Here is a 24,857-nt window from a genome sequence, read left to right on the forward strand (position 1 = left end):
TCATTGTTGGACTGCGGCGCCGGCGGTGGGTGTTAGCCGGCTACTACATACCTGGCATGCGACATGGCTGCTGCCACCGCAGCCGGTGGCCGCCCGCTAACGCGTTGCACCCAGGCGCGCCTGGGGCTTGGCACGCAATGCCGGTGCTGGCGTGCCCGCATGCGTGCCGCTGCTGCCCAGGTTGAACTGCGCCACGGCCCCGACCATCTGCTCGGCCTGGCTGCGCAGGCTGCTCGCGGCGGCCGCCATCTCCTCGACCAGGGCCGCGTTCTGCTGGGTGGCCTGGTCGAGCTGGGTAACGGCTTCTCCCACCTGGCCGACGCCGGCGGTCTGCTCGCCGCTGGCGGCGCTGATCTCGGCCACCATGCTGGCCACGCGCCCGATGGACTGCACCACCTCCTGCATGGTGGCGCCCGCCTGGTCGGCCAGTACCGAGCCCTGCTGCACCATGGTGCTGCTGGCGACAATCAGCTCCTTGATGGCCTTGGCTTCGGCCGCCGTGCGCTGTGCCAGGTTGCGCACTTCGGCGGCCACCACGGCAAAGCCGCGGCCCTGCTCGCCGGCACGCGCCGCTTCCACGGCGGCATTGAGCGCCAGGATGTTGGTCTGGAAGGCAATACCGTCGATCACGCCGATGATGTCGGCGATCTTCTGGCTGCTGGTGTTGATGCCGTGCATGGTGCTGACCACCTGGGCCACCACCTTGCCACCGTCGGTAGCGACCTGGCTGGCCCGCACGGCCAACTGGTTGGCCTGGGCGGCACCGTCCGCGTTGTGGCGGATGGTGGCGCCCAGTTCCTCCATGCTGGCCGAGGTCTGCTCCAGCGAGCTGGCCTGGCTCTCGGTGCGGGCCGACAGGTCCTGGTTGCCATGGGCGATCTGGGAGCTCGCGGCCGATACGCTCTCGGCGCTGGCGCGCACCGTGCCCAGGCTCTCCAGCAAGCGCACGCGAAAACCTTCCATGGCCTGCGCCAAGGTGCCGATCTCGTCACGCGACTGGATGCTGACGCCATGCGTCAGGTCGCCCTGCGCGAGGTAGCCCAGCGCGGTGCTCAGTTGCTGCACCGGTGCGCCCACCAGGCGCCGCGTGGCCAGCACCAGCACCACGGCCAGCAGCACCAGCGCCACCAGTACGCCCAGCCACAGCCAGGTCAATGCGCTGCGTGCCTCGCCCATGAGCTCAGCAACCGGCGCTTCAGCCACGATGGCCCAGTTCCAGGGCTTGTAACGCTCCACGGCGACAAAGCGGCGCGCAGTGGCTTCGCCGGAGGGGCGCGGCGACCAGGTGGCCTCGAAATCGCTGGCCCGCTCCGAGCTGGTGAGCGCCGCCAACCAGGCTTTGCCCTCGTCGACCTTCTCGTCAACGACCAGTGCGGGGCCAGAGCCCCCCAGGCCGGCGATGCGACCCCGCGCCGGCCCCGAAGAAACATCAACCGCGTAAACGGCCCCCGTGTCGAACAGCTTGCGGCTGGCCATCAACTCGCTCAGGCTGCTGAGGATGGGCGCGATGTCGGAGCCGATGAACAGGATGCCGATGGTGCGGTTGCCCTCGCGAATCGGCTCGTACACGGTCATGTAGTCGCGGCCGAACAGGTTGGCGCGGCCGATGTAAGGTTTGCCTTCGGCCATGAGGGCATAGGCCGGGTGCTTGCGGTCCAGCAGGGTCTTAAAGGCGCGCTCGCCGTCCTGCTTCTTGAGCGAGGTCGTGACACGGATGAAATCGTCACCGGTGCGCGCAAAGATGGTGGCAACTGCGCCCTTGGCATCTGCGGAAAACCGGTCCACCACCTCAAAATCGCCATTGACCGGGACGCCCTGAAAGCTCAGCACGGCTTCGGGCTTGCCATCCGCACCTGGCTGCTCGGCCAGGCTGAAGGCCCCCGGGAAATTGGCCTTGAGCAAGCCGAAGTCGCGCAGTGCCAGTTGCTGCGCCGATTCGTCCATGGTCTTCACCAGGGTGCTGACCTGGGATGCATATTGCCGCGCATCACCGCGCGATGCGGCGCCAAAACTGCTCCACACCATGCTGCTGACCAGTGCCATGGTGGTCAGCAAGACGACCAGCAGGCTGGCCAGGGCCACGAAGGACAGCTTGAATGCGATGGACCGGGCGGCAAAGGATTTCATAGGAGCGCCTCGCGTGGTTGATTGAATCTGTCAATCGAATCTTGATCCAAGTCAATGTAAATCTTTGAAGCCCATACCGCCAGTGCCTGGCCCAAAATGGGCAGCCGCAAGACCGTGGAACAACACCTATGACCCCCGAGACGCTTCTCGCCCACTACGACAGTGGTGCACTCTGGCCCGCCAGCGGCGCGGCATCCGCCAACGGCGACGTGCCGGGCGCCTACCAGACGGCGCTCGCCGTGCGCGCCCTGCGCCAGGCCCGCGGCGAAGTTCCTCGCGGCTACAAGATCGGTTTCACCAACCGCAACATCTGGGCGCACTACAACGTGTTCGGCCCGATCTGGGGCACGGTGTGGTCGACTACTCTGGCTTTTTGCGGTGGGGACGGCAGCGTGTCGCTGGACCACTGCGCCCAGCCGCGCATCGAACCCGAGGCAGTGCTCGGGCTCAGGGCCACACCCGCACCGGACGCGTCCCTGGACGATCTGTTCGATGCCATCGACTGGGTGGCACCGGGCTTCGAGATCGTGCAGTCGCACCAGCCGGACTGGAAGTTCAATGCCGCGCAGACCGTGGCCGACAGCGCCCTGCATGCGCGGCTGCTGGTGGGCCCGCAGCGCCCGGTGCGCGAGTTCGCCAGCTCGGCGGCCGAACTGGACCAGCACCTGGCCGCCGCACGGGTAACGCTGCTGCGCGACGGGGAGTTGGTGGAACAGGGTAAGGGCGCCAATGTGTTGGAAGGCCCGTTGAGTGCCCTGCACTACTTCCTGAAGGAACTGCGCGCCTGCCCCGGCGCGCCCGATCTGATGCCAGGCGACGTGGTCACCACCGGCACCTGGACCAATGCCTGGCCGGTGCAGGCAGGCCAACGCTGGAGCGCGGATTTCGACGCGCCGCTATCTCGGCTGTCGGTGACTTTTACCTGAGCACGACCGGTCAGCGCTTCGCGTACTGCTGCGCCCCGAACAGCACCTCGCGCGATTGCGCATCGTGTGCGGGCTTGCGCAGATCGGCCAGCACGGCGATGCCGCGCTGCACTGCGGGGCGGCTGCCCACGGCAGTGAACCAGCGTTCGAGGTGCGGGTGGTCCGACAGGGTGATGCCCTGCTTTTCCCAGTTGCGCAGCCAGGGCCATATGGCGATGTCGGCAATCGAATAATCCTCGCCTCCGAGCCAGGGGCTGGCGGCCAGCCGCCGCTCGATCACGCCGTAGAGCCGCTTCGCTTCGTTGGTGTAGCGGTCGATGGCATAGGGGATCTTCTCGGGCGCATAGAGCCTGAAATGGTGGTTCTGCCCGAGCATGGGGCCCACGCCGCCCATCTGGAACATGAGCCACTGCAGCACCTCGTAGCGGCCCCGGTCGTCGGGTGGCAGGAAGCGCCCGGTCTTGCCTGCGAGGTACAGCAGGATAGCCCCTGACTCGAACAGCGTGATGGCATGGCCGTCCGGCCCTTCGGGGTCGCGGATCGCGGGGATCTTGTTGTTGGGGCTGATGGTCAAAAACTCGGGGCGGAACTGTGCGCCCGCGCCGATGTTCACGGGGTGGGCACGGTATGGCAGGCCACACTCCTCCAGCAGGATGTGGACCTTGTGGCCGTTGGGCGTGGCCCAGGAATAGACGTCGATCATCGATCACTCCACCTTCACGTTGGCGTTCTTCACGCGCTCGAGTTGCGCCTTGCCGGCATCCGCCGCCCAGGCATTGAATGCGGCCGGCGTGGCAAACGGCGCGGCCTCGTTGCCGGTGGACAGCAGCTTCTCCTGCACCTGCGGGTCGGCCAGCACCTTGCTGGATGCGGCGACCAGCCGGGCCTGCACATCAGGGGGCAGCTTCGCCGGGCCGAACAGCCCGAACCAGAACGAGAACTCGAAACCGGGCAGCCCCTGCGAATCGAGGGTGGGCACTCCGGGCGCCACCGCCGATGGCTGCTGTGTGGTCACGCCCAGCATCTTCACCACGCCCTGGCGGCCCAGTGGCAGCACCGAGGCTGCCGTGCCGAACGACAGGTCCACCTCGCCCGTGGCCACGGCCTGCAGCGCGGGCGCGCCGCCCTTGAAGGGGATGTGCACCATGGTGGCGTCAATGGCCTTCTCGAAGGTCAGCGCCGCCAGGTGCGGCGAGCCACCGATACCCGAAGAGGAATAGTTGAGTTGGCCCGGCCGCGCCTTGGCCGTTGCGATCAGGTCCTTGAGCTGGGTGATGCCGCCCTTGGGGCTGACCGCCAGCACCAGGGGCGAGACGGTGAGGCGGTTGATGGGCGTGAAGTCTGCCGGGGTGTAGCGCACGTTGTACAGATGCTGGTCGATGCCGTAGAGCGTGCCCGTGGCCAGGCCGATGGTGTAGCCGTCCGCAGGGGCCCGCGAGAGCAGCGTGGAGGCCAGCGTGCTGCCCGCCCCGGGCTTGTTGTCCACGACGATGCCCTGCCCGAGCTCCTTGCCCATGGCCTCGGCGACGATGCGCGCGATGCCGTCGCCCGCGCCCGAGGGCGAATAACCCACGATGAGGCGGATGGGCTTGGCAGGGTAGTCGCTGGCCATGGCCGGGGCCGCCAGGCCGAGCAGCAGGGCAGATGCGATGCAGTGCAGTTTCATGGCGGTGGTCTCCTGTGCCGGCGGTTCATCACTGGCCGGTGAATTGGGGTGGGCGCTTTTGCGCCCAGGCCGCCTGGCCCTCGCGCAGGTCCGCCGACTGGTAGGCGCGCAGGGTATCGGCGTTGAACTCGTCCACGTCCAGCGTGCCCCGGGCCATGCGGTTCAGGTGGCGCTTCATGCCCACCAGGGCCAGCGGCGCCATGCTGGCGCAGTCGCGCGCCAGGCCGGCCACCTCCTCCTCCAGCTGCGCCGCCTCCACCAGTTGCGTGAGGTAGCCGATGCGCAGCATCTGCGCCGCGCCGATCTTGCGCGCGGTGAGGAACAGCAGCTTGGCATGGTCCAGCCCCAGCCGGCTCACGTAGCGCTCCATGCCCGAGCGGTAGTAGTGCAGGCCCAGGCGCGCGGCCGGCATGAACATGTCGATGCCCTCGGCCCCTACGCGGAAATCGCAGGCCAGTGCCAGGTCGGTGGCCCCGCCGTAGACGCCTCCGTGCAGCACGGCGATGGTCACGGGCCGTGCCATCTCCAGCGCATCGACCATGCCCGCGAAATCGATCTTGCGCGGGGCACCGATGCTGCCGATGTCGTAGCCGCTGCAGAAGTACTTGCCGGTGCTGCGCAGCTGCAGCACCAGGATGTCGGGGCGCTGGTTGACCTCATCGATCAGTGCGGCCAGGTGCTCCAGGTCATCGGCGGTGAGCCGGTTGGCCTGCTCGGGCCGGCGCAGGGTGATGGTGGCTATGGCACCGTCGGTGGTGAGTTCGGGAAGTGCGTTCATGGGTAATTTCATCGGCCATGGAATTGGGGGGTGCGCTTGGCCAGGAAGGCGCGGCGTCCCTCCCGGTAGTCTTCACTGTCAAAGCAGCGCAGCACCAGGGCGGCCACCGCATCGGCGCCTTCGGCTGCGTCGGAATAGTGCTCGAAAGCCTGCAGCGCCTGTTTGGCCGCATGCACGGTCAGAGGCGCATTGGCGGCGATCTGTGCGGCATAGGCGGCCACGCGCTCGCCAAGCAGTTCGGCATCCACCACGAAGTTGACGAGGCCCACGCGCAGCGCCTCGTCGGCCTCCAGAAAGCGTGCGCTGAAGAGGATGTCCTTGGCGGTGGACGGCCCCACCAGGCGCGCCAGCGCGGCCACGCCCCGGTAGTCATAGCCCAGGCCCAGCCGGGCGGCGGGGATGGCAAAGCGCGAGGATGAAGCAGCAAAGCGCACGTCCGCCGCGAGCGCGATCGCCAGCCCGCCACCCACGCAGTAGCCTTCGATCATCGCAATCAGAGGCTTGCTCAGCGCAGCCAGCCCGGCATGGCCGCGTGCGGCGATGGCGTCGTAGGTCTGCTTCTGCTGCGCGTCGGCCCGGTGCTGCTCGAATTCCGAGATGTCGGCGCCCGAGACAAAGGCCTTGCCGCCTGCGCCCTTCATGACCACGGCACGCACGGCCGGGTCGCGCTCGAAGGCCTCGGCCGCGATGCCCAGGCCCTGCCACATGTCCAGCGACATGGCGTTGCGCCGCTCGGGGTGGTTGAAGGTGATCCAGCCCACGCCATCCTGCACCTCGGCCAGGATGCGCGCGGTCCCCAGGTCCATCGTGCTCATGCTACGGCCCCTTCGCTGCGCAGAGCTTTGATCGACTCATCGGTGTAGCCCAGCTCGCGCAGCACGTCGTCGGTGTGCTCGCCGGCATCGGGTGCGGCGCGGTGGAAGGCCTCGGCATGCGCGCAGGCCGACAGGTTGATGGGCGAGCGCAGCAGCTGCAGTGCGCCCATCTCGGCATGCGGCGCCGGGCGTGTCATGCGCAGGTGCTTTGCCTGCACATCCTCGAAGGCCTGGCCGATGTCATACACCGGCCCGCAGGGCACGCCGGCCTGGTTCAGGCGCTCCACCAAGTCGGCCACGCCGAACTGGCGGGTGATCGCGCTGATGGCCTCTTCCAGCTCGCGCCGGTGGGCCAGGCGCGAGGGCTGGTCCTTGTAGCGCTCGTCCTGCGCCAGGTGCGGTGCCTGCAGGAAGTCGCACAGCTTGCCCCACATGGCGGCGCCGGGCCCGCAGATGTTGACCTGCCCGTCGCGCGCCTCGAAGGTGCCCATGGGCACCAGCGTGGGGTGCGAATTGCCCTCCTGGCGCGGCACCTTGCCGTCCACCGTGTAGCGCGCACCCTGGAAGTCGAGCTTGTTGAGCATGGCTTCGAGCAGCGAGGTGTGTACCCACTGGCCCTGGCCCGTGCGCTCGCGGTGCAGCAGCGCCAGCAGGATGCCCTGGCCCAGGAACATGCCGGCCGTGGTGTCCGAGATGGCGATGCCCGTGCGGTACGGGCCGCGCCCGGGCTCGCCGGTGACGGAGCTCAGCCCGCTCATGCCCTGCACGATCTGGTCGAGCCCCGGCCGCTCGGCATACGGGCCGGTCTGCCCAAAGCCCGAGATGCTGGCCAGGATGATGCGCGGGTTCACGGCGCAGAGGGCCTCGTAGGTCAGGCCCAGGCGCTGCTTGACCGAGGAGCGGAAGTTCTCCACCACCACGTCGCTGCGCTCCACCAGTTGGCGCAAAACGCGCATGCCCTCGGCGGTCTTGAGGTTGACGCTCAGGCTGCGCTTGTTGCGGTGCAGGTTCTGCTCGTCGGAGCCGCGGCGCGGCCCCAGCGTGGGCTTGCGGTCGGGCGGGTCGATGCGCACCACGTCGGCGCCCCAGTCGGCCAGCAGGCGCACGGCCACGGGGCCGGCGCGCGCGATGGTGAGGTCGAGCACGCGGTAGCCCGACAGTGGCAAGGTGGTATTGGCAGGGTTGGCTTGCATGGGCAATTCGTTTCTCGAAGACATCACTGCACCGCCGCCACGGCGTGGGGGTCCACGTACACCATCGACTGCTGCCCGATCTCCAGCACCAGGGACGGCGCTGCGTGGACCTTGAGCGGCGCGCCGCCCGCGCTGGGCTGCACCAGGTAGTGCCAGTACTCGCCCAGGTAGGTGCGGCCCACGACCGACACGGCACCCAGCGGCACGGCGCCATCGGGCCCGGCGCCCAGGTACAACGACTGCGGGCGGATGGAGGCCTGCAGGCTGGCGCGGTCGCCATCCTGTCCGGCCTGCAGGGGAATGCCATCGGGCAGGCCGTCGAGCCGCATGTGCCCGCCCTGCACCGCCCCCTGCACCAGGTTGGTCTTGCCGATGAAGCCCGCGACGAAGGGCGTCTGCGGGCGGTTGTAGAGGTTCCAGGGCGTGTCGATCTGCTCCAGGCGGCCCTGGTGCAGCACGGCGATGCGGTCGGAGATGGCCATGGCCTCGGTCTGGTCGTGCGTGACGTAGACCGTGGTGAAGCGGAACTCGTCGTGCAGGCGGCGGATCTCGGCGGCCATCTCTTCGCGCAGGTTGGCATCGAGGTTGGACAGCGGCTCGTCGAGCAGCAGCACCTCGGGCCGCACGATCATGGCGCGGGCCAGGGCCACGCGCTGCTGCTGGCCGCCCGACAGTTCGGCCGGGTAGCGCTGCGCGTAGGGGCCGAGCTTTACCACGTCGAGCATCTCCTTGACGCGCTGCGCGGTCTCGGCAGCAGGTGTCTTGCGCACCTGCAGGCCGAAGCCGACGTTCTCGGCCACGGTCATGTTGGGCCAGATGGCATAGCTCTGGAAGATCATGGACATGCCGCGGTGCTCGGGCGCCACCGAGCGGGTGGGCGACGATATCTCGCGCCCGTCCACCAGGATGGCGCCGGCGCTCGGTTCGATGAAGCCGGCGATCATGCGCAAGGTGGTGGTCTTGCCACAGCCCGAGGGGCCGAGCAAGGTGACGAGTTCGCCGCGCCGCAGTTGCAGCGAGACGCCATCCACCACGGACGCGCTGCCGTAGTTCTTGCGCAGGTCTTTGAGTTCGAGTTTGGACATATTTTTTGATTCCTCAGTTCATCAACCCCGGCGCAGCATGAAGTCGCGCCCCGCGAGCTTCATGCCGATGGCCACGACCACGGTGACGATCACCACCAGCACCACGCCCATGGCGGCCAGCGTCTCGTAGTTGCCCTGCTCGCTCAGGTCCAGCGTGAGCACCGAGACCACGCGCGAGCCCGGCCCGGTGAGGAAAACCGCCGTGGACAGCTCCTTGGTGCAGATCACGAACACGAGCACGAATGCACCCAGCAGCGTCTTCTTGAGCAGCGGCGCCACCACCCGCGTGAGCACGGTAATGCGGCTGCCGCCCAGGATGCGCACGGCCTCTTCCAGCTCGGGGTTGAGGGCGCGCACCCCCGCCGAGCTGGCCGCCACCGCGATGGGCAAAAAGCGCGTGGTGAAGGCGATCACGATCAGCACGCCCATGCCGTACAGCGAGAACGGCGGGCCGGCATACGCGGCATAGAGACCGATGGCCAGGATGAGCCCCGGCACGGCCACGGGGGCCAGCGCCAGGAACTGCACGAACACCGGGAACGGCGTGATGCGCCGCTGCGTGGCATAGGCGATGCAGATGCCCATGCCCACGCACACCAGTGCCGTGGCGCCCGAGTACAGCACCGTGTTGACGATGGCCGAGCGCACCGTGAGCTGCTCGAAGAAGATGCCGTAGAAGTTGTCCCAGGTAAGGTTGTCGAGCGCCAGGCCTTTGCCCCAGGCCTTGGACACCGACGCCAGGACGAGAATGGCCAGCGGCATCACCACCGAGAGCAGCGCCACCAGGCCCGAGTACGCCAGCAGCAGCCACCTCCACCCACCGATGTCGAAAGGCCGCCGCTCGCCGCCCTTGCCCGACACCGACACATAGCCGCGCCGCGCCAGCAGCCTGCGCTGCAGCATGAGCATGACGATGGTGAGCAGCAGGATGGGCATGGAGAACGCCGCTGCCTGCTCCACCTGCAGCGGGTACTGGAAGAAGGAGACGATCTGCGTGGTGGCCAGGTTGATGCGCGCGGGGATGGCGATCAGCGCGGGCGTGCCGTACAGGGCAATCGCCTCCAGAAAGATCAGGATGGCCGCGCCGATGATGGACGGCAGCACCAGGGGCAAGGTGACGCGCGCCATGGTCTGGAACTTGCCGGCCCCGTGGATGCTCGCGGCATCCTCCAGCTCGGTGGACACCAGGTCGAGGGCCGACTTGGTGAACACGTAGATCAGCGGGTAGGTATAGAGCGCGATGACGAAGGCCAGGCCCCAGAAGCTGAAGATGTTGAACGGCCCCTTCTGCAGCCCGGTGAGCTCGACGACCAGGCGGTTGAGCCAGCCGGCGTTCGGCCCGGCCAGCAGGATCCAGGCGATGGCGCCGAGGAAGTTGGGCATGACGAACGCCGCCAGCACGCTCAGGTGCGTGAAGCCGCGGCCCGGCATGTTGGTGCGCGAGACGGCGAGCGCCAACGGCACGCCCAGGGCCAGCGCGATGGCCGTGACGGCCACCCCAAGGTACAGCGAGTTGAGCAGTGCCTGCAGATGGCGGCCGCGGCCCAGTGCCTGCACGTAGCTCTGCAGCGACCACTGACCGTCTGCAGTGTGGAAGCTGTCCCACACCAGGCGCAGGATGGGGTTGGCCACCAGCAGGACCAGCACCACGATGAGGGCACCGAACAGCCAGACCGAGGGATCGCCCAGGCGGCCGGCGGCACGGCGCATGGCGGGTGGATGGAGGACCATGGCGTCAGACACCGAAGGCCTCCCGCCAGGCATCGATCACCTTGGGGATCTGCGCGACCATCTGCGGCGGCGTGGGCGCCAGCAGCGGATTGGCGTCGCCCAGGCCGATCACACCGGGCGCGGGCTTGGCGTTGGCGCGCAGCGGCACGCTGAACTCCTCGACCGAGATGCGTTCGGTGTCTTCGCTGCCCAGCATCCACTCCATGAACAGCCTGGACGCATGGGGCCGGCGCGTGTTGGCCAGGATGCCCGTGGGCGAGAGGATCAGCACCGGCCCTTCCTTGGGCGCCAGCGTGGCCACCGGGTTGCCCTTGGCTGCGGAGCGGGCGGCCAGGCTCATGGGCCCGGCGGAAACGGAGGACTCGCCGGAGATCACCGCCGTCACCGCGTCGATGGTCGAGCGGCTGACGTGCGCCTTGTTGGCGGCCAGCTTCTTGAAGAAGTCGTCGCCGTAGAGCTTGCGCATCTCGATGCACCAGGCGCCGGCCGCGCCGCTGTAGGCGGGGTGCGCCACCAGGGCAGCGCCGCTCCATTTCGGGTCGAGCAGGTCGGCCCAGCTTTTGGGGGCCGCGGCGGCCGAGACCTTCTGGGTGTTGTAGACCAGGCCCATCATGAAGCAGCTCGATGCGTGGAAGTAGCCGTCCGGGTCCATGTTCTGCACGCGCTTGTCCTGCCGGGCCACGGCGGCCGGCAGAAACTTGAGCAGCAGGTTGCGGCCCTTGAGGTCCACGTAGTGCGCTAGGTCCGTGGAGGTGAACACGTCGCAGTTGGGCGTGCCGGCCTTGAGGTCCTGGTTCAGGCGCTGGTAGGCCACCTGCGCCGTGGTGCGTACCACGTTGACCTTGATGCCCGGGTAGCGCGCCGTGAAGGTGCGGCCCATCTTCTCAGCCACCTCGGAGGTCTGGGGCACCGTATACCAAGTGAGCTCGCCCTCCTTGCGGGCAGCATCGTGCAGGGCTGCCAGGGCGGGGGCCTGTGCCCGGACTATCGCGGGAAAGGCCAGTGCGCTGGCCGCCATCACACCGAACTCTCGTCTGCGCAAGAACATGGGTTGTCTCCTGATCGTTGGTGACCGATCGGTGTCGGCCTTTTTTAAGTATGCACATGATGTTTATAAAAATACACTAATGGTTTGTATGTATTTTTTTATAGCATGCCGAAGGTTCTAATGGTGCTGCCATGACAAAAAGCCTTTCCATCCACATCCATCGCCACGGGGAAGCCAACGTGCTAGAACCTGTGCAGATCGACGTTCCTCCCCCCGCCGCAGGCGAAGTCCAGATCCGCCAGACGGCCATCGGCCTCAATTTCGCGGACATCTACCAGCGGCGCGGCGGCCACGGCCCGCACTCGGCCACGCCCTTCCCCGTCACCCCCGGTGCGCAAGGGGCAGGCGTGGTAGAGGCAGTGGGCTCGGGAGTCACGGCCTTCGCGCCAGGCCAGGCAGTGGCCTACCTGCATCCGGGCGCCTACCAGGTCACGCGCAACGTGCCAGCGCACCGGGTGGTGGTGCTGCCGGACTGGATACCAGGAGACATCGCGGGCGCCAACCTGCTGCGCGGACTCACGGCCGAGTACCTGCTGCGCCGCCTGCACGTGGTGCACCCCGGCGACGCGGTGCTGGTGCATGCAGCCGCAGGCGGCATGGGGCTCATCCTGTCGCAATGGGCCCGCGCACTGGGGGCCACGGTGATCGGCACCGTGGGTTCGGCCGCCAAGGCCGAGGTGGCGCTGGCGCATGGCTGCCACCACGTGATCGACTACCGCCGCGAGGACTTCGTGGCCCGCACCCTGGAGCTCACCGGCGGTGTGGGAGTGGGCGTGGTGTACGACGCGGTGGGCAAGGACGTCTTTCTGCCCTCGCTGCAGTGCCTGCGCCCGCGCGGGCTGGCGGTCAACTACGGCACGGCATCGGGCGACGTGGAAGCCTTCGACCTGCAGATCCTGCATGCGAAGTCACTCAGCGTGTGCCGCCCCACCCTGCGCAGCTTCGTGGCCGACCCGGCCGAGCTGCGCGCGTCGGCCCAGGCCTTCTTCGATGCCGTGCGCGACGGCCATGTGCGGCTGGGAATAGGCCAGCGCTACCCGCTGGCCGAGGTGCAGCGCGCACACCGCGACCTCGAAAGCCGCGCCACCACCGGCGCCCCCGTCCTCATCCCCTGACGCACTGGACCCTTCCCATGAGACTCTTCCATGCCTGGCTGTCGAGCGCCTCGCGCCGCGTGCGCCTGTGCCTTGCCGAAAAGAACATCCCCTACGAGAGCGTGGCCGTGGACCTGAGCAAACAGGAACAGCACGCACCCGAATTCCTGGCCATGAACCCCAATGGGGTGGTGCCGGCGCTTGAAATATCGCCCGGCCGCTTCCTGCACGAAAGCTCGACCCTCTGCGAGTACCTGGACGACATTGCCCCAGAGCCCCCGCTGCGCCCCGCCGATCCTTACGAACTGGCACAGATGCGCAACTTCGTGCGCTGGACCGACGAGAAGTCGCTGCCCCACCTGCTGATCCTGAACTGGAGCCTGATGCTGCAGTCCACCGCACAGCAGTGGAGCGATCAGGAACTGCAGGACAAGCTGGCACGCATCCCCACCGCCGAGCGGCGCGAGGCCTGGGTGCGCATTGCCCGCAAGCCCTATACCGAGGAGGAAAAGGCCGAGGCCCTGCGCAAGCTGCTGCTGCTGGTGGACCGCATGGAAGGCATGCTGGCGCCCTCTTCGCCGTGGCTGATGGGCGCAAATTACTCGCTGGCGGACATTGCCGCCGCGCCCTTCATCGCGCGCATTGCGGAGATCGAGCCCGCGGCCCTGGCCGAATCTTCCCACCCGCTCGTGCACCGCTGGTGGCAGGCCATGCAGCAGCGCCCGGCGTTTGCCGCAGCGCGCCTGCAATTGTTTGGCGATGTGCTGCAGGAGCGGCAACGCGCGGCCACCATAAGCACCTGAGCCAGGCCAAGATGCGGCCGCCCGCGCATTATCATTCGGCCTCTACGAACATGGCCACCACTACCACAACACCGCCCCGCGTCAACCTCAGCGACAAGATCCGCGAGGCCCTGGAGGAAGAGATCATCTCCGGCAAGCTCTATGCCGGCTGCAGCATCGACGAGCAGGAACTGATGGAGCGCTTCGAGGTCTCGCGCACCCCGGCACGCGAGGCCATCCAGCAGTTGGCCACCGCCGGCCTGGTGGAGATGGTGCCGCGCCACGGCGCGGTGGTCGCGACCCTTTCACTGACCGAGTACGTGGCCATGCTGGAGATGCTCACCGAGCTCGAAGGCCTGGCCGCGCGCCTGTCGGCACGGCGCATGCCGGCGGCCTTGCGCCGGGACCTGCAGGCCTCCTTCCAGGCCTGCGAGACCGCGGCCGCCAAGGACGATTCCGTGGCCTATGAAGAGGCCAACCGCTGGTTCCACCAGACCATCTACGACGGCAGCCTCAACGAGGTGCTGTCGCGCCAGCTGCGCCAGATGCGCCTGCGCATGCGGCACCCGCAGCGCTCGCTGTTCGACCGGCCCAACCGGGTGCGCAACTCGCTGGCCGAGCACAAGGACATCATGAAGGCCATCCTCGATGGTGACGAAGATGCGGCCGACCGCCATATGTGCCGGCACATCTCGAGCGGCGGCAACGTCTACGTTGATGCCGTGGCCCGGGGCAGCGTGCCGCGCGGCTGATCAATCCAGTGTATTGAGCTGCAGCCGGCTGGCGAATTGCCGGCCATCGCCCGTGAGCGGATCGGTGAATGCCAGCGAGCGTGCCAGCAGCTGAAGCGGGCGCGAGTAGTCGCCCTCCGGCGGATCATTGACCACCGGGTAGAACGGGTCGTTGCGCAGGGGCAGACCCAGCGCTGCCATGTGCACGCGCAGCTGGTGGCGCTTGCCGGTGATGGGCGACAGACGGTACAGCGCCCAGTCGCCCCTCCTCTCCAATACTTCCATGTGGGTTTGGCTGTTGGGCTCGCCCGGCACCTCGTGCATGCGAAAGAACTGGGGGCTTTCTTCCATGCGGCTTCGGTGCTCGCGCGGAAAGACCAGGTCGTCGCGCCAGGGCGCCACCGCCTCGTAGTGCTTGGTGATGGTGCGGTCACGGAACAGGGCCTGGTAGGCGCCGCGCGTGCGCTGCTGCACCGAGAACAGCACCAGCCCGGCCGTGTCGCGGTCGATGCGGTGCAGGGGCGACAGTTCGGGCAGGCCCAGGCGGCGCTTGAGGCGCACCAGCAGCGTGTGCTGCAGGTAGCGGCCCGAGGGCGTGACGGGCATGAAGTGCGGCTTGTCGGCCACGAGCAGGTGCTCGTCCTGGTAGAGCACGGTTTCTGTGAACGGCACTTCGGGCTCGTCGTCGAGGTGGCGGTAGTAGTACACGCGCAGCCCGCCTTCGAAGGGGCGGGCGGGTTCGACCGGGGCACCGCGCTCGTCCACCACGTCGCCGGCCTGCATGCGGGCCTGCCATGCGGCGCGGTCCACCGCGGGCAGGCGCTCGGCCAGGAAGTCGAGCATGCTGCCTTGCCCGTGGGTGGGCAGCACCACGCAACTCGCACCCACGCCGTCGCGCATGGGCGGGGCGAAATGATGGCGGGGGCTGTGCATGGTGGCGCATTCTAGAAGGCCTTCCCCACCGCCGGCCCGTTACAGCCGCCAGTCTTTTCACGCCGTCCAGGCGGAGGCCCGCAGCAGCAAGGCGTCCACGGCCCGCGCAGCCAGCGCCGCGCCAGGGCTGTAGGACAAGGGCTGCAGTTGGTTACACGGGCGACCTGGCAGGGCCGTTGCGGGCTAGCATCGGCCCAACCGCACCCAACAGGCCGCTGGCCTGCAGCAAGTGCTCCGATCTTCGCGCTTTTGGATGACACCTGCCCCCCATGCCCGCTACGCCATCGACCGACATGCCCACCCCGCCCCCGGCGGCCGGCCGCCCTGCCCGCAAGCCTTTGCACCGGGCGGTGAAGTGGGTGCTTGTGCTGGCAGGTCTGCTCGTGGGCCTGGCCATCCTGATCGGCGTGGTGCTGTCGCTGATGGACTGGAACCGCTACAAGCCTTTGGTCAATGAAAAGGTCAGCGAGGCCACGGGCCGGCGCTTCGTGATCGAAGGCGACCTGTCGGCTGCCTGGCGCTGGCCGCAGCCGCTGGAAGAAGGCTGGCGCCGCTGGGTACCTGGCGTGACGGTGAAGGCCGAGCGCCTGGTGATGGACAACCCGGCAGGGTTCGAGCCCCCTTTCAGCGGCGATGGCAAGCAGAAAGGCAAGGCCAAGGGGAGCGACAAGGAACAAGACACCACCGCTGCCAGAGCCCCTGCCAGTGCCGCCTCGGCAAGATCGGCTTCTGCATTCACGCCGCTGACCACGGCTACCCTGCCCGGCACCGCGACCATGGCCCGCATCGGCAGCGTCAGTGCTTCTGTCAGCCTGCTGCCGCTGCTCTCGCGCCACCTGGCCATCGATACCGTGGCTCTGACCGATCCGGAGATCGCCCTTGCCCGCACCAAGGACGGCAGCAACAACTGGACCTTCAAGCACAAGGACGAAGACGCCCCCAAGAGCCGCTGGACCTTTGACGTGGGCCGGCTGGTGGTCAACCAGGGGCTGCTGGCCTATGCCGATGCCCAGAAGGACGTGGACCTGCAGGCGCAGGTGAACACCACGGAGCCGGTGGATCCGGCACAGGCAGGCAGCGCGAAGGCGGCCAAGGCATCCATTCTTCCCGCGTCGGCGGCGGCCTCCTCGGCCGAGGCTGCGGCTTCGCGCGATGTGGTAGCCAGCAAAAGCAGTGCGAGCAGCACGGCCGTGCCCTATGGCCTGCAATTCGAGCTGCAGGGCCGCATTGCCAAGGCACAGGTTGAGGGCCGCGGCCGGGCTGGCCAGGTGATCAGCCTGCGCGACAAGGTGGTCAACTACCCGCTGCAGATCGAAGCCACTGCGGGCAGCGCAGCACTGTCGGCCGAGGGCATCCTGGCCAATCCCGGGGCGCTGTCCGGCATGGACTTCGATGTGATGCTCAAGGCCGACAGCATGGCCGACCTGTACGAGGTAACGGGCCTGGTGCTGCCCAGCACGCCGCCGTTCGAAACGCGCGGGCGCCTGACCGGCAGCCTGGAACCCGAACGCGCCGTGTGGAGCTACAGCGACTTTCGGGGCAAGGTGGGCCAGAGCGATCTGCAGGGCGACCTGAAATACACCTCGGGCAAGCCGCGACCCAAACTCACGGGCAGGGTCACATCCAGCCAGTTGCGCCTGGCGGACCTGGGACCGGCGTTGGGTACCGCCAAAGCCAGCAACACCCACCGTGGCAAGACCGATGGCAAGGTGCTGCCGGACGCCAACTTTGCGGCCGAGCGCTGGAGTGCCATGGACATGGACATCGCGTTCAAGGGAGAGCACATCATCCGATCCGAAAGCCTGCCGCTGGAAGACCTGAGCTTGCGTGCGGTGATGGACAACGCGCAACTCAGGCTCGCGCCGCTGACCTTTGGCGTGGCCAAGGGCAAGATCGAATCAGAGGTCATCATCGATGGCCGCACGCCCCCCCTCAAGGCACAGATACGCGGCAAGGTGGAAGGACTTCAGCTGGCCGCACTGTTCCCCAAGGTGGAACTGATGAAAAAAAGCTTTGGTCGCATGGATGGCGCCGTGGCACTGCGCAGCAGCGGCAACAACGTGGCCGACCTCCTGGGCAAGGGCACGGGAGAGGCGCGCCTGTACGTGCGCGAGGGCACGCTGAGCAAGCAGATGCTGGACCTGGCATCCCTGAACGTGGGCAGCATCATCGTGGGCAAGCTGTTCGGCGATGACAAGGAGGTACGCCTGCGCTGCGCGGTGGCCGACTTCACCGTGGTCGATGGCCTGGCGCAGACGCGCGTGGTGAAGATGAGCACCGACGACGCGGTGATCGAGGCCACCGGCACCATTGATCTGGGTACGGAAGCGATGAACCTGCGCATCAAGCCCGAGTCGCTGGAGTGGAAGTTTTTCTCGCTGCGCACCCCGCTGTATGTCAAGGGCACCTTTGGCAACCCGGATGTAGGGGTGGAACCCGGACCGCTGCTGCTGCGCGCGGGCGCTGCGGTGGTAGCGGCGGTAGCGGCACCGGTGGCCCTGGCGCTGATACCGGTCACCGTGCCGGCCGCCGATGACGACACCTACTGCAAGCCGCTGCTGGACCTGGCCAAGGAGCCTGTGAAGCCTGGTGCCGAGGGCGCTGCAGGCACGGCATCGCAGCCCGCACGGGATGCCGCCAGCCGGCAGCGACCAGCGCGCTGAGCCAGCCTGCGGTCACTGGACAGGCGCAATGCGGGAATAATCCTCCCTTTTGCCCGCCGGCGCGCTGCATGGTCGATGCGGTGCGCCCCCCTGCATGAAGACTCTCCAATCCGTGGGCCTGGCCCTGCTCGGGCTGTTGCTCATGGGCCTGATCATCCCTGAACGCATCCGCATCCCCGTGGCCGGAGCCTCCACGAAGGACTGGAATGCCCAGTCGTTCTGGTTCGAGCCCTGGGGCACGTCGGGCGTGCACAAGGGCATCGACATCTTCGGCAAGACGGGGACGCCGGTGCTCAGCACCACGGACGGCATCGTGCTCTTCACCGGTGAGATCGCCAAAGGCGGCAAGGTGGTGCTGGTGCTCGGCCCCCGCTGGCGGCTTCATTACTTCGCCCACCTGGACCGCATCAGCACCCATGCGCTGGCGCCGGTGGCGTCGGGCAGCCCCATCGGCACCGTGGGCGCCAGCGGCAATGCCCAGGGCAAGCCGCCGCACCTGCACTACTCCATCGTGCGGCTGCTGCCCGCGCCGTGGAAGATCGATGGGGCGACCCAGGGGACCAAGAAGGCCTTTTTCATGGACCCGGGCGCTTATCTGAAAGGGCAGTAGCTGCAGCGCTCATACGGATTTGCATTTGATCGTATGGCAAGGCGAACCAACGACGCTAGACGGTCAAAGGCAAATCCGTCTCAATGGAAGTCCCGGCTGCCATCGAGTGCCCCGGCCATGCGGCCCAGCAGCGGGGTCAGGTCCTTGAAGCGCTGGGCCACCAGGTGGCGCACCACGAAGGCCTCTCCCGCGACGCCTTTCCCTTTTTCTTCATCCTCCCCATGCCGGCTGCACTGCCACACCCCCTGCACGGCCAGCAGGCGTGAGCGCAGGATGGCATCGCGCCACTGCTCCACCATCGCTGGCCAGACGATGACGTTGACGGGGCCGGTCTCGTCCTCCAGCGTGACGAACATGGTGCCCTTGGCCGAGCCCGGCCGCTGGCGCACGGTGACGATGCCGCAGGCGCGCACCTGCCGGCCATCGGGCACATTGCGCAGTTGCAGCGCCGTGAGCAGGCGCCAGCGCGCGAGCCGGTTGCGCAGCAGCGCCAGCGGGTGGCGGCGCAAGGTGAGGCCGGTGGCCGCATAGTCGAACAGGATCTCCTCGCCCTCGGGCGCCTCGGGCAGCTGCAGCGGGGCCTCGTGCACCGGCACATCGCGCAGCAGGGCGGGTGCGGTGTGCTGGGCCGAAGCATCCCACATCTGCTGGCGCCGGTGGCCCGACAGGCGGGCCAGCGCATCGGCCGCAGCCAGCACCTGCATGTCCTGATGGGTCAGGCGGGCGCGCAGGGCCAGGTCTTCGGTACTGGCAAAGGGGCCGTCCTGCACACGGGCCTCGACCAAGCGTTCTGCCGCGGCTGTCTCCAGGCTGCCCACCAGGCGCAGGCCCAGGCGCACCGCGGGCTGGGGCAGCGGTGGTGCGGGCAGACCCTTGGCGGGCTGCAGCATTTCGGGCGTGCCCTCCAGCGTGCAATCGCAGTCGCTGCAGGTCACGTCGATGGGCAGCACGCGCACGCCATGGCGCCGTGCATCCTGCACCAGTTGCGAGGCGGTGTAGAAGCCCATGGGCAGCGAGTTGAGCAGCGCCGCCAGGAAGCAGGCGGGCTCGTGGCATTTGAGCCAGCTGCTGCTGTAGGCCAGCAGGGCAAAGCTGTAGGCATGGCTTTCGGGGAAACCATATTCGCCGAAACCCAGCATCTGCTTGAAGACGCGCTGGGCGAAATCCAGCTTGTACCCGTTGTCCACCATGCCGTCGATCAGCCGCTTCTCGAAATGGTGTACCCCGCCCGTGCGTTTCCATGCGGCCATGGACCGGCGCAGCGCATCGGCCTCCGATGCGGAAAATTTGGCGGCGATCATCGCGATCTGCATCACCTGCTCCTGGAAGATGGGAATGCCCAGCGTGCGCTCCAATGCCTCACCGAGCTCTTCACTCTCCAGCTTCAAGGGCTCGCCCTTGCGCTGCTTTTCGCGTGCCTGCAGGTAAGGATGCACCATGCCGCCCTGGATGGGCCCCGGCCGCACGATGGCGACCTCCACCACCAGGTCGTAGAACACCTTTGGCCGCAGGCGCGGCAGCATGCTCATCTGGGCGCGGCTTTCAATCTGGAACACGCCCACGGTGTCGGCGGCGCAGATCATGTTGTAGGTGGCAGGGTCTTCGGCCGGCACCTGGGCCAGCGACCAGCGCTCGCCGCGCAGGTCGGCGCGCAGGTTCAGGCAGCGGCGCAGCGCGCTGAGCATGCCCAGGGCCAGCACATCCACCTTCATGAGGCCCATGTCGTCCAGGTCGTCCTTGTCCCACTGGATGATGGAGCGGTCGACCATGGCGGCGTTCTCTACCGGCACGATGCGCGTGAGCAACCCCTGCGTGAGCACGAAACCCCCCACATGCTGGCTCAGGTGGCGCGGAAAGCCCTTGAGCTGCACCGACAACTGCAGCCACAACTCGGCGGTATGCAGGCTGATGGGTTCGCCCATGTCCTGCGCCATCTCCTGCAGGCGGTGCGCAGCGAATTCTTCGTCGAACCAGTGGTGCTCCTTGGCAAACGAATCGACCAGCGCCGCAGGCACGCCCAGGGCCTTGCCCACGTCGCGCAGCACGCTGCGGGTGCGGTAGCTGGTGACCACGGCGGCAATGGCGGCACGGTCGCGGCCGTACTTGGTGTAGACGTACTGGATGACCTCTTCGCGTCGGTTGTGCTCGAAGTCCACGTCGATATCGGGTGGCTCCTTGCGCTCCTTGCTGATGAAGCGCTCGAACAGCAGCTTGGTGCGCTCGGGGTCCACCTCGGTAATGCCCAGGCAGTAGCACACGGCGGAGTTGGCGGCAGAGCCGCGGCCTTGGCACAGGATGCCCTCGCCGCGCGCAAAGCGCACGATGTCGTGCACGGTGAGGAAGTACATCTCGTACTTGCAGTCGGCGATCAGCGCGAGCTCGCGCAATATCTGCGCCACCACCTTGTCCGGCACGCCTTGCGGGTAGCGGCTGCGCGCGCCCTCCCAGGTCAGCCAGGCCAGGCCCTCCGCAGGCGTCATCCCCTCAGGCACAGCCTCCAGCGGGTACTGGTACTTGATCTCGTCGAGGCTGAAGGTGCAGCGCGCCGCAATCTCCAGCGTGGCCGCGAGCAGCTCGGGCGGGTAGATGCCGGCCAGGCGCACGCGCTGGCGCAGGTGGCGTTCGGCATTGGGCTGCAGCGCAAAGCCGCATTCGGCCACGGTGCAGCCCTGGCGCACGGCGGTGATCACGTCCTGCAGCGGCTTGTGCGAGCGCAGGTGCATGTGCACGTCGCCCGCAGCCACCAGGGGCACACCGGTCTGGCGCGACACCTGCTGCAAGGTGGCCAGCCACAGGTCGTCGTCGGGCCCGAGCAGCAGCTCCACCCCCAGCCAGAAGCGCTGGCCGAAGCTCGCCTGCGCCTGTTCCACACAGGCCAGCAGTGCAGCGGTGTCCATCGCATGCTGCACGCTGCGGTCGGGCATGAGCAGCAGCTCGCAGTGCTGCAGCTGGGCCACGTCGGACACCGGCCCCAGCTCGTAGGTGCCCTTGGGCGCGGTGCGCCGCGCGGCGCTGATGAACTCGCACAGATTGCCCCAGCCCTCGATGTTGCGCGGCAGCGCCACCAGCCGAAAGCCGGGGTATACGAACTCGCTGCCCGGTATGAACTGCAGGCCCAGCGCCTTGGCCGGGCCATGGGCCCGTACCACGCCGGCCACCGAGCATTCGTCGGTCAGCGCCAGGGCCCGGTAACCCAGCTCGGCCGCGCGCGCCACCAGATCCTGGGGCTGCGAGGCGCCGCGCTGGAAGCTGAAGTTGGAGATGCAGTGCAGCTCGGCATAGTCCGGCAAGGCCAGCGGTGCGGCGGGACTGACTGGTGGGCGATCAGGAAGGGTATGGGTCATGGTGGGTTTCCATCACGCATACAGGCCTTGCAGGAACCAGCGGTCGCGCGACGCCCCCGCAGGCGCATGCGCCAGCCGTTCGCGAAAGATCCAGACGCGTCCGGCCACAGGGCTCAGGGCCACGAAGTAGTCGCGCTGCACCAGTCCGCTGCGGCTTTCCGGAGGCTGGCTGCCATCGTTCTCACCTGTTGGTTGGGCGCAGGCCCCCTCCTCCCACCAGGCGGCATCGAAGCGGTGCGGCCCGGCCAGCAGGCTCAGCGGGCCCTGGTAGCACGGCCGGTGGCCCCGCATGTCCAGGCGCTGCGGGGTGCGCAGCAGCCAGGTGGGCCACAGCACGGCCTCGGGCGCATGCGCTGCGTGCAGCACCTTGGCCACAGCGGTCCCTGACGCCGTGCTCGCCATGGGCTGCCAGCGCTGCATGCATTCGGGCCGGTGGTCTGCGAGCAGGGTGACGGACTGCACCTGCCCGGCCCCCAGGCGGGCCGAGAGGCGCTCGACCAACTGGTGCCAGGCCTCGCCCTCCTGGTCACCGGCGGCCGACGATCCGTCGGGCGGCAGCAGGTGGGCGCTGGCATGGTGCAAGGGCGCGGTCTCCAGCGCGCGCAGCGTGATCTGGTTGGCCGGCGCAGCCAGGGGCGTGCGCGCCAGGTTCTCGGCCAGCAGGCGGCGCAGGTGGGCCAGCTCGTGCGTGGGCTGGGCGGTGCGCACGGGCAGTGCATGCCAGGGGGCAATGAGCACGCCATCGACCCGGCGCAGGTCGTGCCGCCAGGCCAGCTCCAGCGCCAGAACGCCCTGCTGGCGCGCCTGCAGCCAAGCCTGCAGGGCCGACAGCAGGCGGCTGGCGGACCACAGCAAGGCGTCGGCCGAGGTGGCGAGCGCGGGCAGCTCGGCCGTCAACTCGAAACGCTCGGGCAACTCCACCCAGGCGTGGTTGTGGGCGATATGGCCGTAAGCCCGGTCCAGCGCCAGCAGCACGGCCGCGCCCAGACGCCGGGCCACGCCGTCGCGCGGCAGCGCGCGCAAGGCGCCCCAGGTGCGGCAGCCCATGCGTGCCAGGCTGGGCAGGTGCGGGTGCAGCGCCGTCAGGGTATGCAGCGGCAGGCCATCGGGCAGGTGCCTGGGCAGGGGCTGGCCTGCCAGCTGCAGGCGCAGCAGGGCCAGGGCCTGCAGCGAGGTGGGCGCCTCGGCAAAAGGGGTTGGGCATCTGGCGGCAGGGCATTCCTGCGGCACAGGTCCATGCGATGGGTTGCCCGTTGCCGCGGGCGGTTCGGCGGACCATGGCGGGCTGCGCAGCTGCAGTTGTGCCAACAGTGCCTCGCGCCCGCCCCACAGGCGTTCGGTGGCCGAGACCTCCAGCAACAAAGCCTCGCCCTCCACGCTCGCCACGCGCGGCGTGAACTGCAGCGCCCACCAGAGCGCATGCGGGGCCTGCGGCAAGGGCTGGCGCGGCCCGGCTGTGGCCGACAGCAATGCCACGCCAGGGTCGGTATGGCTGTCAGTGGGGGTTGGCGGCAACGGCCATGCGATCCAGTGCATGCTGCACACCTCCTACTGGCAGGCGATCCCGCCACGCCGCCAATGGCAGCACCACGGCAGGCCGGGCTGGCTGCTGTGGGGCGCGCCGCCCCTCCCCGCGTGCTGCCGACGCGGCCAGCACCCGGGCCAGCGCCGCATGGCTGGCAGGCAGCGCCAGGGGTTGCTCCATGGGCGGCCCACGGCGCTTGAGCACCTGCACCTGCATCTGCGCGCCACCCGAGCCATCGACGGCCTCGACCCACAACCGCAGCGGCGCGGGAGAGGCCTGCTGGCGCGCCCTGGCCGGGCGGAACACCCACAGCAGCTGCCCCATCTGCGCAGCCGCCAGCTGCAGCCGCCTCAGCGATTCGGGTGCCGCCTGGGGCAGCCAGGCCAGCACCGCCTGCACGTCGCGGCAGCGCAGCGCCTGCTCTGCCGCCCACAGGGCCTGCGCTGCAGAGGTGGTCTGCACGCGGCACAGCCGCGCCGCATCCAACCCACCCGCACGCAGGGCCGGTGCAAACGGTTCATAGGGCGGCGCCACCAGCACCACGGCCCCCGGCCGCGCGGCCGTGGCCTGGGCCAAGGCTGGCAGCACCAGTTGCCACACATGCAGGCCCGCCGCCGGCTGCAGCACCTCGGTCATGGCGCCCACAGGCCAGCCACCACCAGGCAACTGCGCATCGAGCCCGGCATGCCCCGTGGCCTGCACCCGCGCCATGGCCGCTGTACCCAACTGGTCGGCCAGCCACACGCCTGCCAGACGCGGCGGTGCGCTGGCAGTCAGGGAACGGAGGGGAACGGCGGACATGGACAGAGCAACCGAGGGTGGGCATGTGCAAGGTCAGGCGACGGCGGAAAACCGCTGCGGACGCGCCAGGGCCCTGGACAGGGCATGCCTGTGCATGGCGCCCGGGATCAAAGCCAAATACTGTATTTTCATACAGTTATCGTACCCGATTACGGGTCGCATGGTGGCTTTTCAGAGCATTCCTGCAGGTCATTGGCACCCGCCAGAACTCTGGCCCAGGCTGCGCGGGCTTCATGGCCCACCACGGCAGAAAACTCGGGGGAAAGGATGATGCGGGGGAGATAAGCAATGGCAAGCCGTTGCACCCTCGCTTGCAGCGTCAGCGCGAACACGCTTGCGTGCAATGGTGGCCCGGAAATGACAAAAGGCCTGCAGAATTGCTTCTGCAGGCCTTGCCAATAATGGTCGGAGCGGCGGGATTCGAACTCGCGACCCTCTGCTCCCAAAGCAGATGCGCTACCAGGCTGCGCTACGCTCCGACAGCTCGTATTCTAACCCGGGAAATTTCGGGTTCTGACCAAATGCGCGCTTTTTTTGAATTTTTTGCAGCGACTGCACCGGACCAGGGTTCCATCGGCAGTGCTGTCATGCATCCAGGGCGATGCAAACTGCGGCGATGGGGGAAACTCAATCAATCAACAACCAAGGGGAAAATACAACGGCGAACCAGCCAGCAAGCACCAGTGCGGCCACATCGTGGCCACGTGGCGGCCTGCAATCAGCGGCTCGACGGACCTGGGCCGCGGCCAGCCAGGTGGCGGAAGGTGATGCGGCCCTTGGAGAGGTCGTAAGGCGACATCTCCAGGGAGACCTTGTCACCCGCCAGGATGCGGATGTGGTGCTTGCGCATCTTGCCGCCGGTGTAGGCAATCAGCTGGTGACCGTTGTCCAGCGTCACGCGAAAGCGCGAGTCGGGCAGCACTTCGGTCACGGAGCCTTGCATTTCAATCAGTTCTTCTTTGGCCATGTTCTCTTGTCTTTTCAAAAATCAAAAAATCTGGTGAT

General features: G+C 67.9%; 20 protein-coding genes and 1 tRNA gene. 6 read left to right on the forward strand and 15 right to left on the reverse strand.

Going from position 1 to position 24,857, the window contains the following annotated elements; genetic code table 11:
- Positions 1 to 96 precede the first annotated feature (96 nt).
- Positions 97 to 2,127 carry a Cache 3/Cache 2 fusion domain-containing protein gene (locus ACSQ3Y_RS22785; protein ID WP_436178972.1) on the reverse strand — a complete coding sequence of 677 codons (2,031 nt, stop codon included), beginning with the start codon at positions 2,125 to 2,127 and terminating at the stop codon, positions 97 to 99.
- Positions 2,128 to 2,255: 128 nt separating this feature from the next.
- Between ACSQ3Y_RS22785 and ACSQ3Y_RS22790 the strand changes: the two genes are divergently transcribed.
- Positions 2,256 to 3,053, forward strand: coding sequence for a 2-keto-4-pentenoate hydratase (locus tag ACSQ3Y_RS22790; RefSeq protein ID WP_436178973.1), 798 nt, complete (start codon positions 2,256 to 2,258; stop codon positions 3,051 to 3,053).
- A gap of 10 nt (positions 3,054 to 3,063) precedes the next feature.
- On the opposite strand, the gene ACSQ3Y_RS22795 is transcribed toward ACSQ3Y_RS22790, so the two are convergent.
- Genes ACSQ3Y_RS22795 through ACSQ3Y_RS22830 form a run of 8 tightly spaced genes read right to left on the reverse strand, consistent with a single transcriptional unit; the run spans position 3,064 to position 11,369 of the window.
- Entirely contained in the window at positions 3,064 to 3,756 is a 693-nt protein-coding gene (locus ACSQ3Y_RS22795; protein ID WP_436178974.1) for a glutathione S-transferase C-terminal domain-containing protein, read from the reverse strand.
- A 3-nt stretch (positions 3,757 to 3,759) separates the two neighbouring features.
- Positions 3,760 to 4,719 (reverse strand): Bug family tripartite tricarboxylate transporter substrate binding protein, encoded by a 960-nt coding sequence (locus ACSQ3Y_RS22800; RefSeq protein ID WP_436178975.1) that lies wholly within the window; start codon positions 4,717 to 4,719, stop codon positions 3,760 to 3,762.
- Between the two features lie 28 nt (positions 4,720 to 4,747).
- Positions 4,748 to 5,497, reverse strand: coding sequence for an enoyl-CoA hydratase/isomerase family protein (locus tag ACSQ3Y_RS22805; RefSeq protein WP_428000119.1), 750 nt, complete (start codon positions 5,495 to 5,497; stop codon positions 4,748 to 4,750).
- 8 nt (positions 5,498 to 5,505) lie between these two features.
- On the reverse strand, positions 5,506 to 6,312 hold the full coding sequence (locus tag ACSQ3Y_RS22810; protein WP_436178976.1) for an enoyl-CoA hydratase: 807 nt from the start codon (positions 6,310 to 6,312) through the stop codon (positions 5,506 to 5,508).
- Positions 6,309 to 7,505 (reverse strand): CaiB/BaiF CoA transferase family protein, encoded by a 1,197-nt coding sequence (locus tag ACSQ3Y_RS22815; protein ID WP_436178977.1) that lies wholly within the window; start codon positions 7,503 to 7,505, stop codon positions 6,309 to 6,311. The genes ACSQ3Y_RS22810 and ACSQ3Y_RS22815 overlap by 4 nt, the downstream gene beginning before the upstream one ends.
- Before the next feature lie 23 nt (positions 7,506 to 7,528).
- Entirely contained in the window at positions 7,529 to 8,590 is a 1,062-nt protein-coding gene (locus tag ACSQ3Y_RS22820) for an ABC transporter ATP-binding protein (protein ID WP_436178978.1), read from the reverse strand.
- A 21-nt stretch (positions 8,591 to 8,611) separates the two neighbouring features.
- Positions 8,612 to 10,321, reverse strand: a complete 1,710-nt coding sequence (locus ACSQ3Y_RS22825) for an ABC transporter permease (protein WP_436178979.1) — start codon at positions 10,319 to 10,321, stop codon at positions 8,612 to 8,614.
- Between the two features lie 4 nt (positions 10,322 to 10,325).
- Complete coding sequence (locus ACSQ3Y_RS22830; protein ID WP_436178980.1) at positions 10,326 to 11,369, reverse strand: ABC transporter substrate-binding protein; 1,044 nt, start codon at positions 11,367 to 11,369, stop codon at positions 10,326 to 10,328.
- Between the two features lie 131 nt (positions 11,370 to 11,500).
- Between ACSQ3Y_RS22830 and ACSQ3Y_RS22835 the strand changes: the two genes are divergently transcribed.
- From ACSQ3Y_RS22835 to ACSQ3Y_RS22845, 3 genes are read left to right on the forward strand one after another with little or no spacing between them, the layout of a single operon-like run.
- Positions 11,501 to 12,484: a quinone oxidoreductase family protein gene (locus ACSQ3Y_RS22835; protein WP_436178981.1), complete on the forward strand. Its 984-nt coding sequence runs from the start codon at positions 11,501 to 11,503 to the stop codon at positions 12,482 to 12,484.
- A 17-nt stretch (positions 12,485 to 12,501) separates the two neighbouring features.
- Positions 12,502 to 13,266, forward strand: coding sequence for a glutathione S-transferase family protein (locus ACSQ3Y_RS22840; RefSeq protein WP_436178982.1), 765 nt, complete (start codon positions 12,502 to 12,504; stop codon positions 13,264 to 13,266).
- Between the two features lie 50 nt (positions 13,267 to 13,316).
- On the forward strand, positions 13,317 to 13,997 hold the full coding sequence (locus tag ACSQ3Y_RS22845) for a GntR family transcriptional regulator (RefSeq protein ID WP_436178983.1): 681 nt from the start codon (positions 13,317 to 13,319) through the stop codon (positions 13,995 to 13,997).
- Here ACSQ3Y_RS22845 and ACSQ3Y_RS22850 read toward each other — a convergent pair whose 3' ends face one another.
- Positions 13,998 to 14,909 carry an RluA family pseudouridine synthase gene (locus ACSQ3Y_RS22850; protein WP_436178984.1) on the reverse strand — a complete coding sequence of 304 codons (912 nt, stop codon included), beginning with the start codon at positions 14,907 to 14,909 and terminating at the stop codon, positions 13,998 to 14,000. It abuts the gene before it with no gap.
- 269 nt (positions 14,910 to 15,178) lie between these two features.
- Here ACSQ3Y_RS22850 and ACSQ3Y_RS22855 point away from each other — a divergent pair, with 269 nt between their 5' ends.
- Positions 15,179 to 17,572: an AsmA family protein gene (locus tag ACSQ3Y_RS22855; protein WP_436178985.1), complete on the forward strand. Its 2,394-nt coding sequence runs from the start codon at positions 15,179 to 15,181 to the stop codon at positions 17,570 to 17,572.
- Positions 17,573 to 17,666: 94 nt separating this feature from the next.
- Positions 17,667 to 18,182 (forward strand): M23 family metallopeptidase, encoded by a 516-nt coding sequence (locus tag ACSQ3Y_RS22860; protein WP_428000111.1) that lies wholly within the window; start codon positions 17,667 to 17,669, stop codon positions 18,180 to 18,182.
- An 80-nt stretch (positions 18,183 to 18,262) separates the two neighbouring features.
- Here the strand turns inward: ACSQ3Y_RS22860 and ACSQ3Y_RS22865 are convergent, their stop codons facing one another.
- From ACSQ3Y_RS22865 to infA, 5 genes are all read right to left on the reverse strand, one after another.
- Entirely contained in the window at positions 18,263 to 21,526 is a 3,264-nt protein-coding gene (locus ACSQ3Y_RS22865) for an error-prone DNA polymerase (RefSeq protein ID WP_436178986.1), read from the reverse strand.
- A 12-nt stretch (positions 21,527 to 21,538) separates the two neighbouring features.
- Positions 21,539 to 23,062, reverse strand: a complete 1,524-nt coding sequence (locus ACSQ3Y_RS22870) for a Y-family DNA polymerase (RefSeq protein ID WP_436178987.1) — start codon at positions 23,060 to 23,062, stop codon at positions 21,539 to 21,541.
- The gene (imuA, locus tag ACSQ3Y_RS22875) at positions 23,022 to 23,852 is read right to left on the reverse strand and encodes a translesion DNA synthesis-associated protein ImuA (RefSeq protein ID WP_436178988.1); all 831 of its coding nucleotides are present in this window, start codon (positions 23,850 to 23,852) and stop codon (positions 23,022 to 23,024) included. Before imuA ends, ACSQ3Y_RS22870 begins: the two co-directional genes overlap by 41 nt.
- Before the next feature lie 402 nt (positions 23,853 to 24,254).
- Positions 24,255 to 24,331 (reverse strand) — tRNA-Pro (locus ACSQ3Y_RS22880).
- A gap of 239 nt (positions 24,332 to 24,570) precedes the next feature.
- On the reverse strand, positions 24,571 to 24,819 hold the full coding sequence (infA, locus tag ACSQ3Y_RS22885) for a translation initiation factor IF-1 (RefSeq protein WP_007856902.1): 249 nt from the start codon (positions 24,817 to 24,819) through the stop codon (positions 24,571 to 24,573).
- Positions 24,820 to 24,857 lie beyond the last annotated feature (38 nt).

The sequence above is a fragment of the Acidovorax sp. LjRoot66 genome (genome assembly GCF_964253305.1).
Lineage (GTDB): Bacteria > Pseudomonadota > Gammaproteobacteria > Burkholderiales > Burkholderiaceae_C > Acidovorax.

Coding starts and splice junctions, on each gene's coding strand:
- ACSQ3Y_RS22860 (WP_428000111.1), top strand. CDS start 17,667: ATGAAGACTCTCCAATCCGTGGGCCTGGCCCTGCTCGGGCTGTTGCTC.
- infA (WP_007856902.1), bottom strand. CDS start 24,819: ATGGCCAAAGAAGAACTGATTGAAATGCAAGGCTCCGTGACCGAAGTG.
- ACSQ3Y_RS22805 (WP_428000119.1), bottom strand. CDS start 5,497: ATGAACGCACTTCCCGAACTCACCACCGACGGTGCCATAGCCACCATC.
- imuA (WP_436178988.1), bottom strand. CDS start 23,852: ATGTCCGCCGTTCCCCTCCGTTCCCTGACTGCCAGCGCACCGCCGCGT.
- ACSQ3Y_RS22865 (WP_436178986.1), bottom strand. CDS start 21,526: ATGACCCATACCCTTCCTGATCGCCCACCAGTCAGTCCCGCCGCACCG.
- ACSQ3Y_RS22785 (WP_436178972.1), bottom strand. CDS start 2,127: ATGAAATCCTTTGCCGCCCGGTCCATCGCATTCAAGCTGTCCTTCGTG.
- ACSQ3Y_RS22855 (WP_436178985.1), top strand. CDS start 15,179: ATGCCCGCTACGCCATCGACCGACATGCCCACCCCGCCCCCGGCGGCC.
- ACSQ3Y_RS22820 (WP_436178978.1), bottom strand. CDS start 8,590: ATGTCCAAACTCGAACTCAAAGACCTGCGCAAGAACTACGGCAGCGCG.
- ACSQ3Y_RS22800 (WP_436178975.1), bottom strand. CDS start 4,719: ATGAAACTGCACTGCATCGCATCTGCCCTGCTGCTCGGCCTGGCGGCC.
- ACSQ3Y_RS22845 (WP_436178983.1), top strand. CDS start 13,317: ATGGCCACCACTACCACAACACCGCCCCGCGTCAACCTCAGCGACAAG.
- ACSQ3Y_RS22810 (WP_436178976.1), bottom strand. CDS start 6,312: ATGAGCACGATGGACCTGGGGACCGCGCGCATCCTGGCCGAGGTGCAG.
- ACSQ3Y_RS22815 (WP_436178977.1), bottom strand. CDS start 7,505: ATGCAAGCCAACCCTGCCAATACCACCTTGCCACTGTCGGGCTACCGC.
- ACSQ3Y_RS22835 (WP_436178981.1), top strand. CDS start 11,501: ATGACAAAAAGCCTTTCCATCCACATCCATCGCCACGGGGAAGCCAAC.
- ACSQ3Y_RS22830 (WP_436178980.1), bottom strand. CDS start 11,369: ATGTTCTTGCGCAGACGAGAGTTCGGTGTGATGGCGGCCAGCGCACTG.
- ACSQ3Y_RS22870 (WP_436178987.1), bottom strand. CDS start 23,062: ATGCACTGGATCGCATGGCCGTTGCCGCCAACCCCCACTGACAGCCAT.
- ACSQ3Y_RS22850 (WP_436178984.1), bottom strand. CDS start 14,909: ATGCACAGCCCCCGCCATCATTTCGCCCCGCCCATGCGCGACGGCGTG.
- ACSQ3Y_RS22790 (WP_436178973.1), top strand. CDS start 2,256: ATGACCCCCGAGACGCTTCTCGCCCACTACGACAGTGGTGCACTCTGG.
- ACSQ3Y_RS22825 (WP_436178979.1), bottom strand. CDS start 10,321: ATGGTCCTCCATCCACCCGCCATGCGCCGTGCCGCCGGCCGCCTGGGC.
- ACSQ3Y_RS22795 (WP_436178974.1), bottom strand. CDS start 3,756: ATGATCGACGTCTATTCCTGGGCCACGCCCAACGGCCACAAGGTCCAC.
- ACSQ3Y_RS22840 (WP_436178982.1), top strand. CDS start 12,502: ATGAGACTCTTCCATGCCTGGCTGTCGAGCGCCTCGCGCCGCGTGCGC.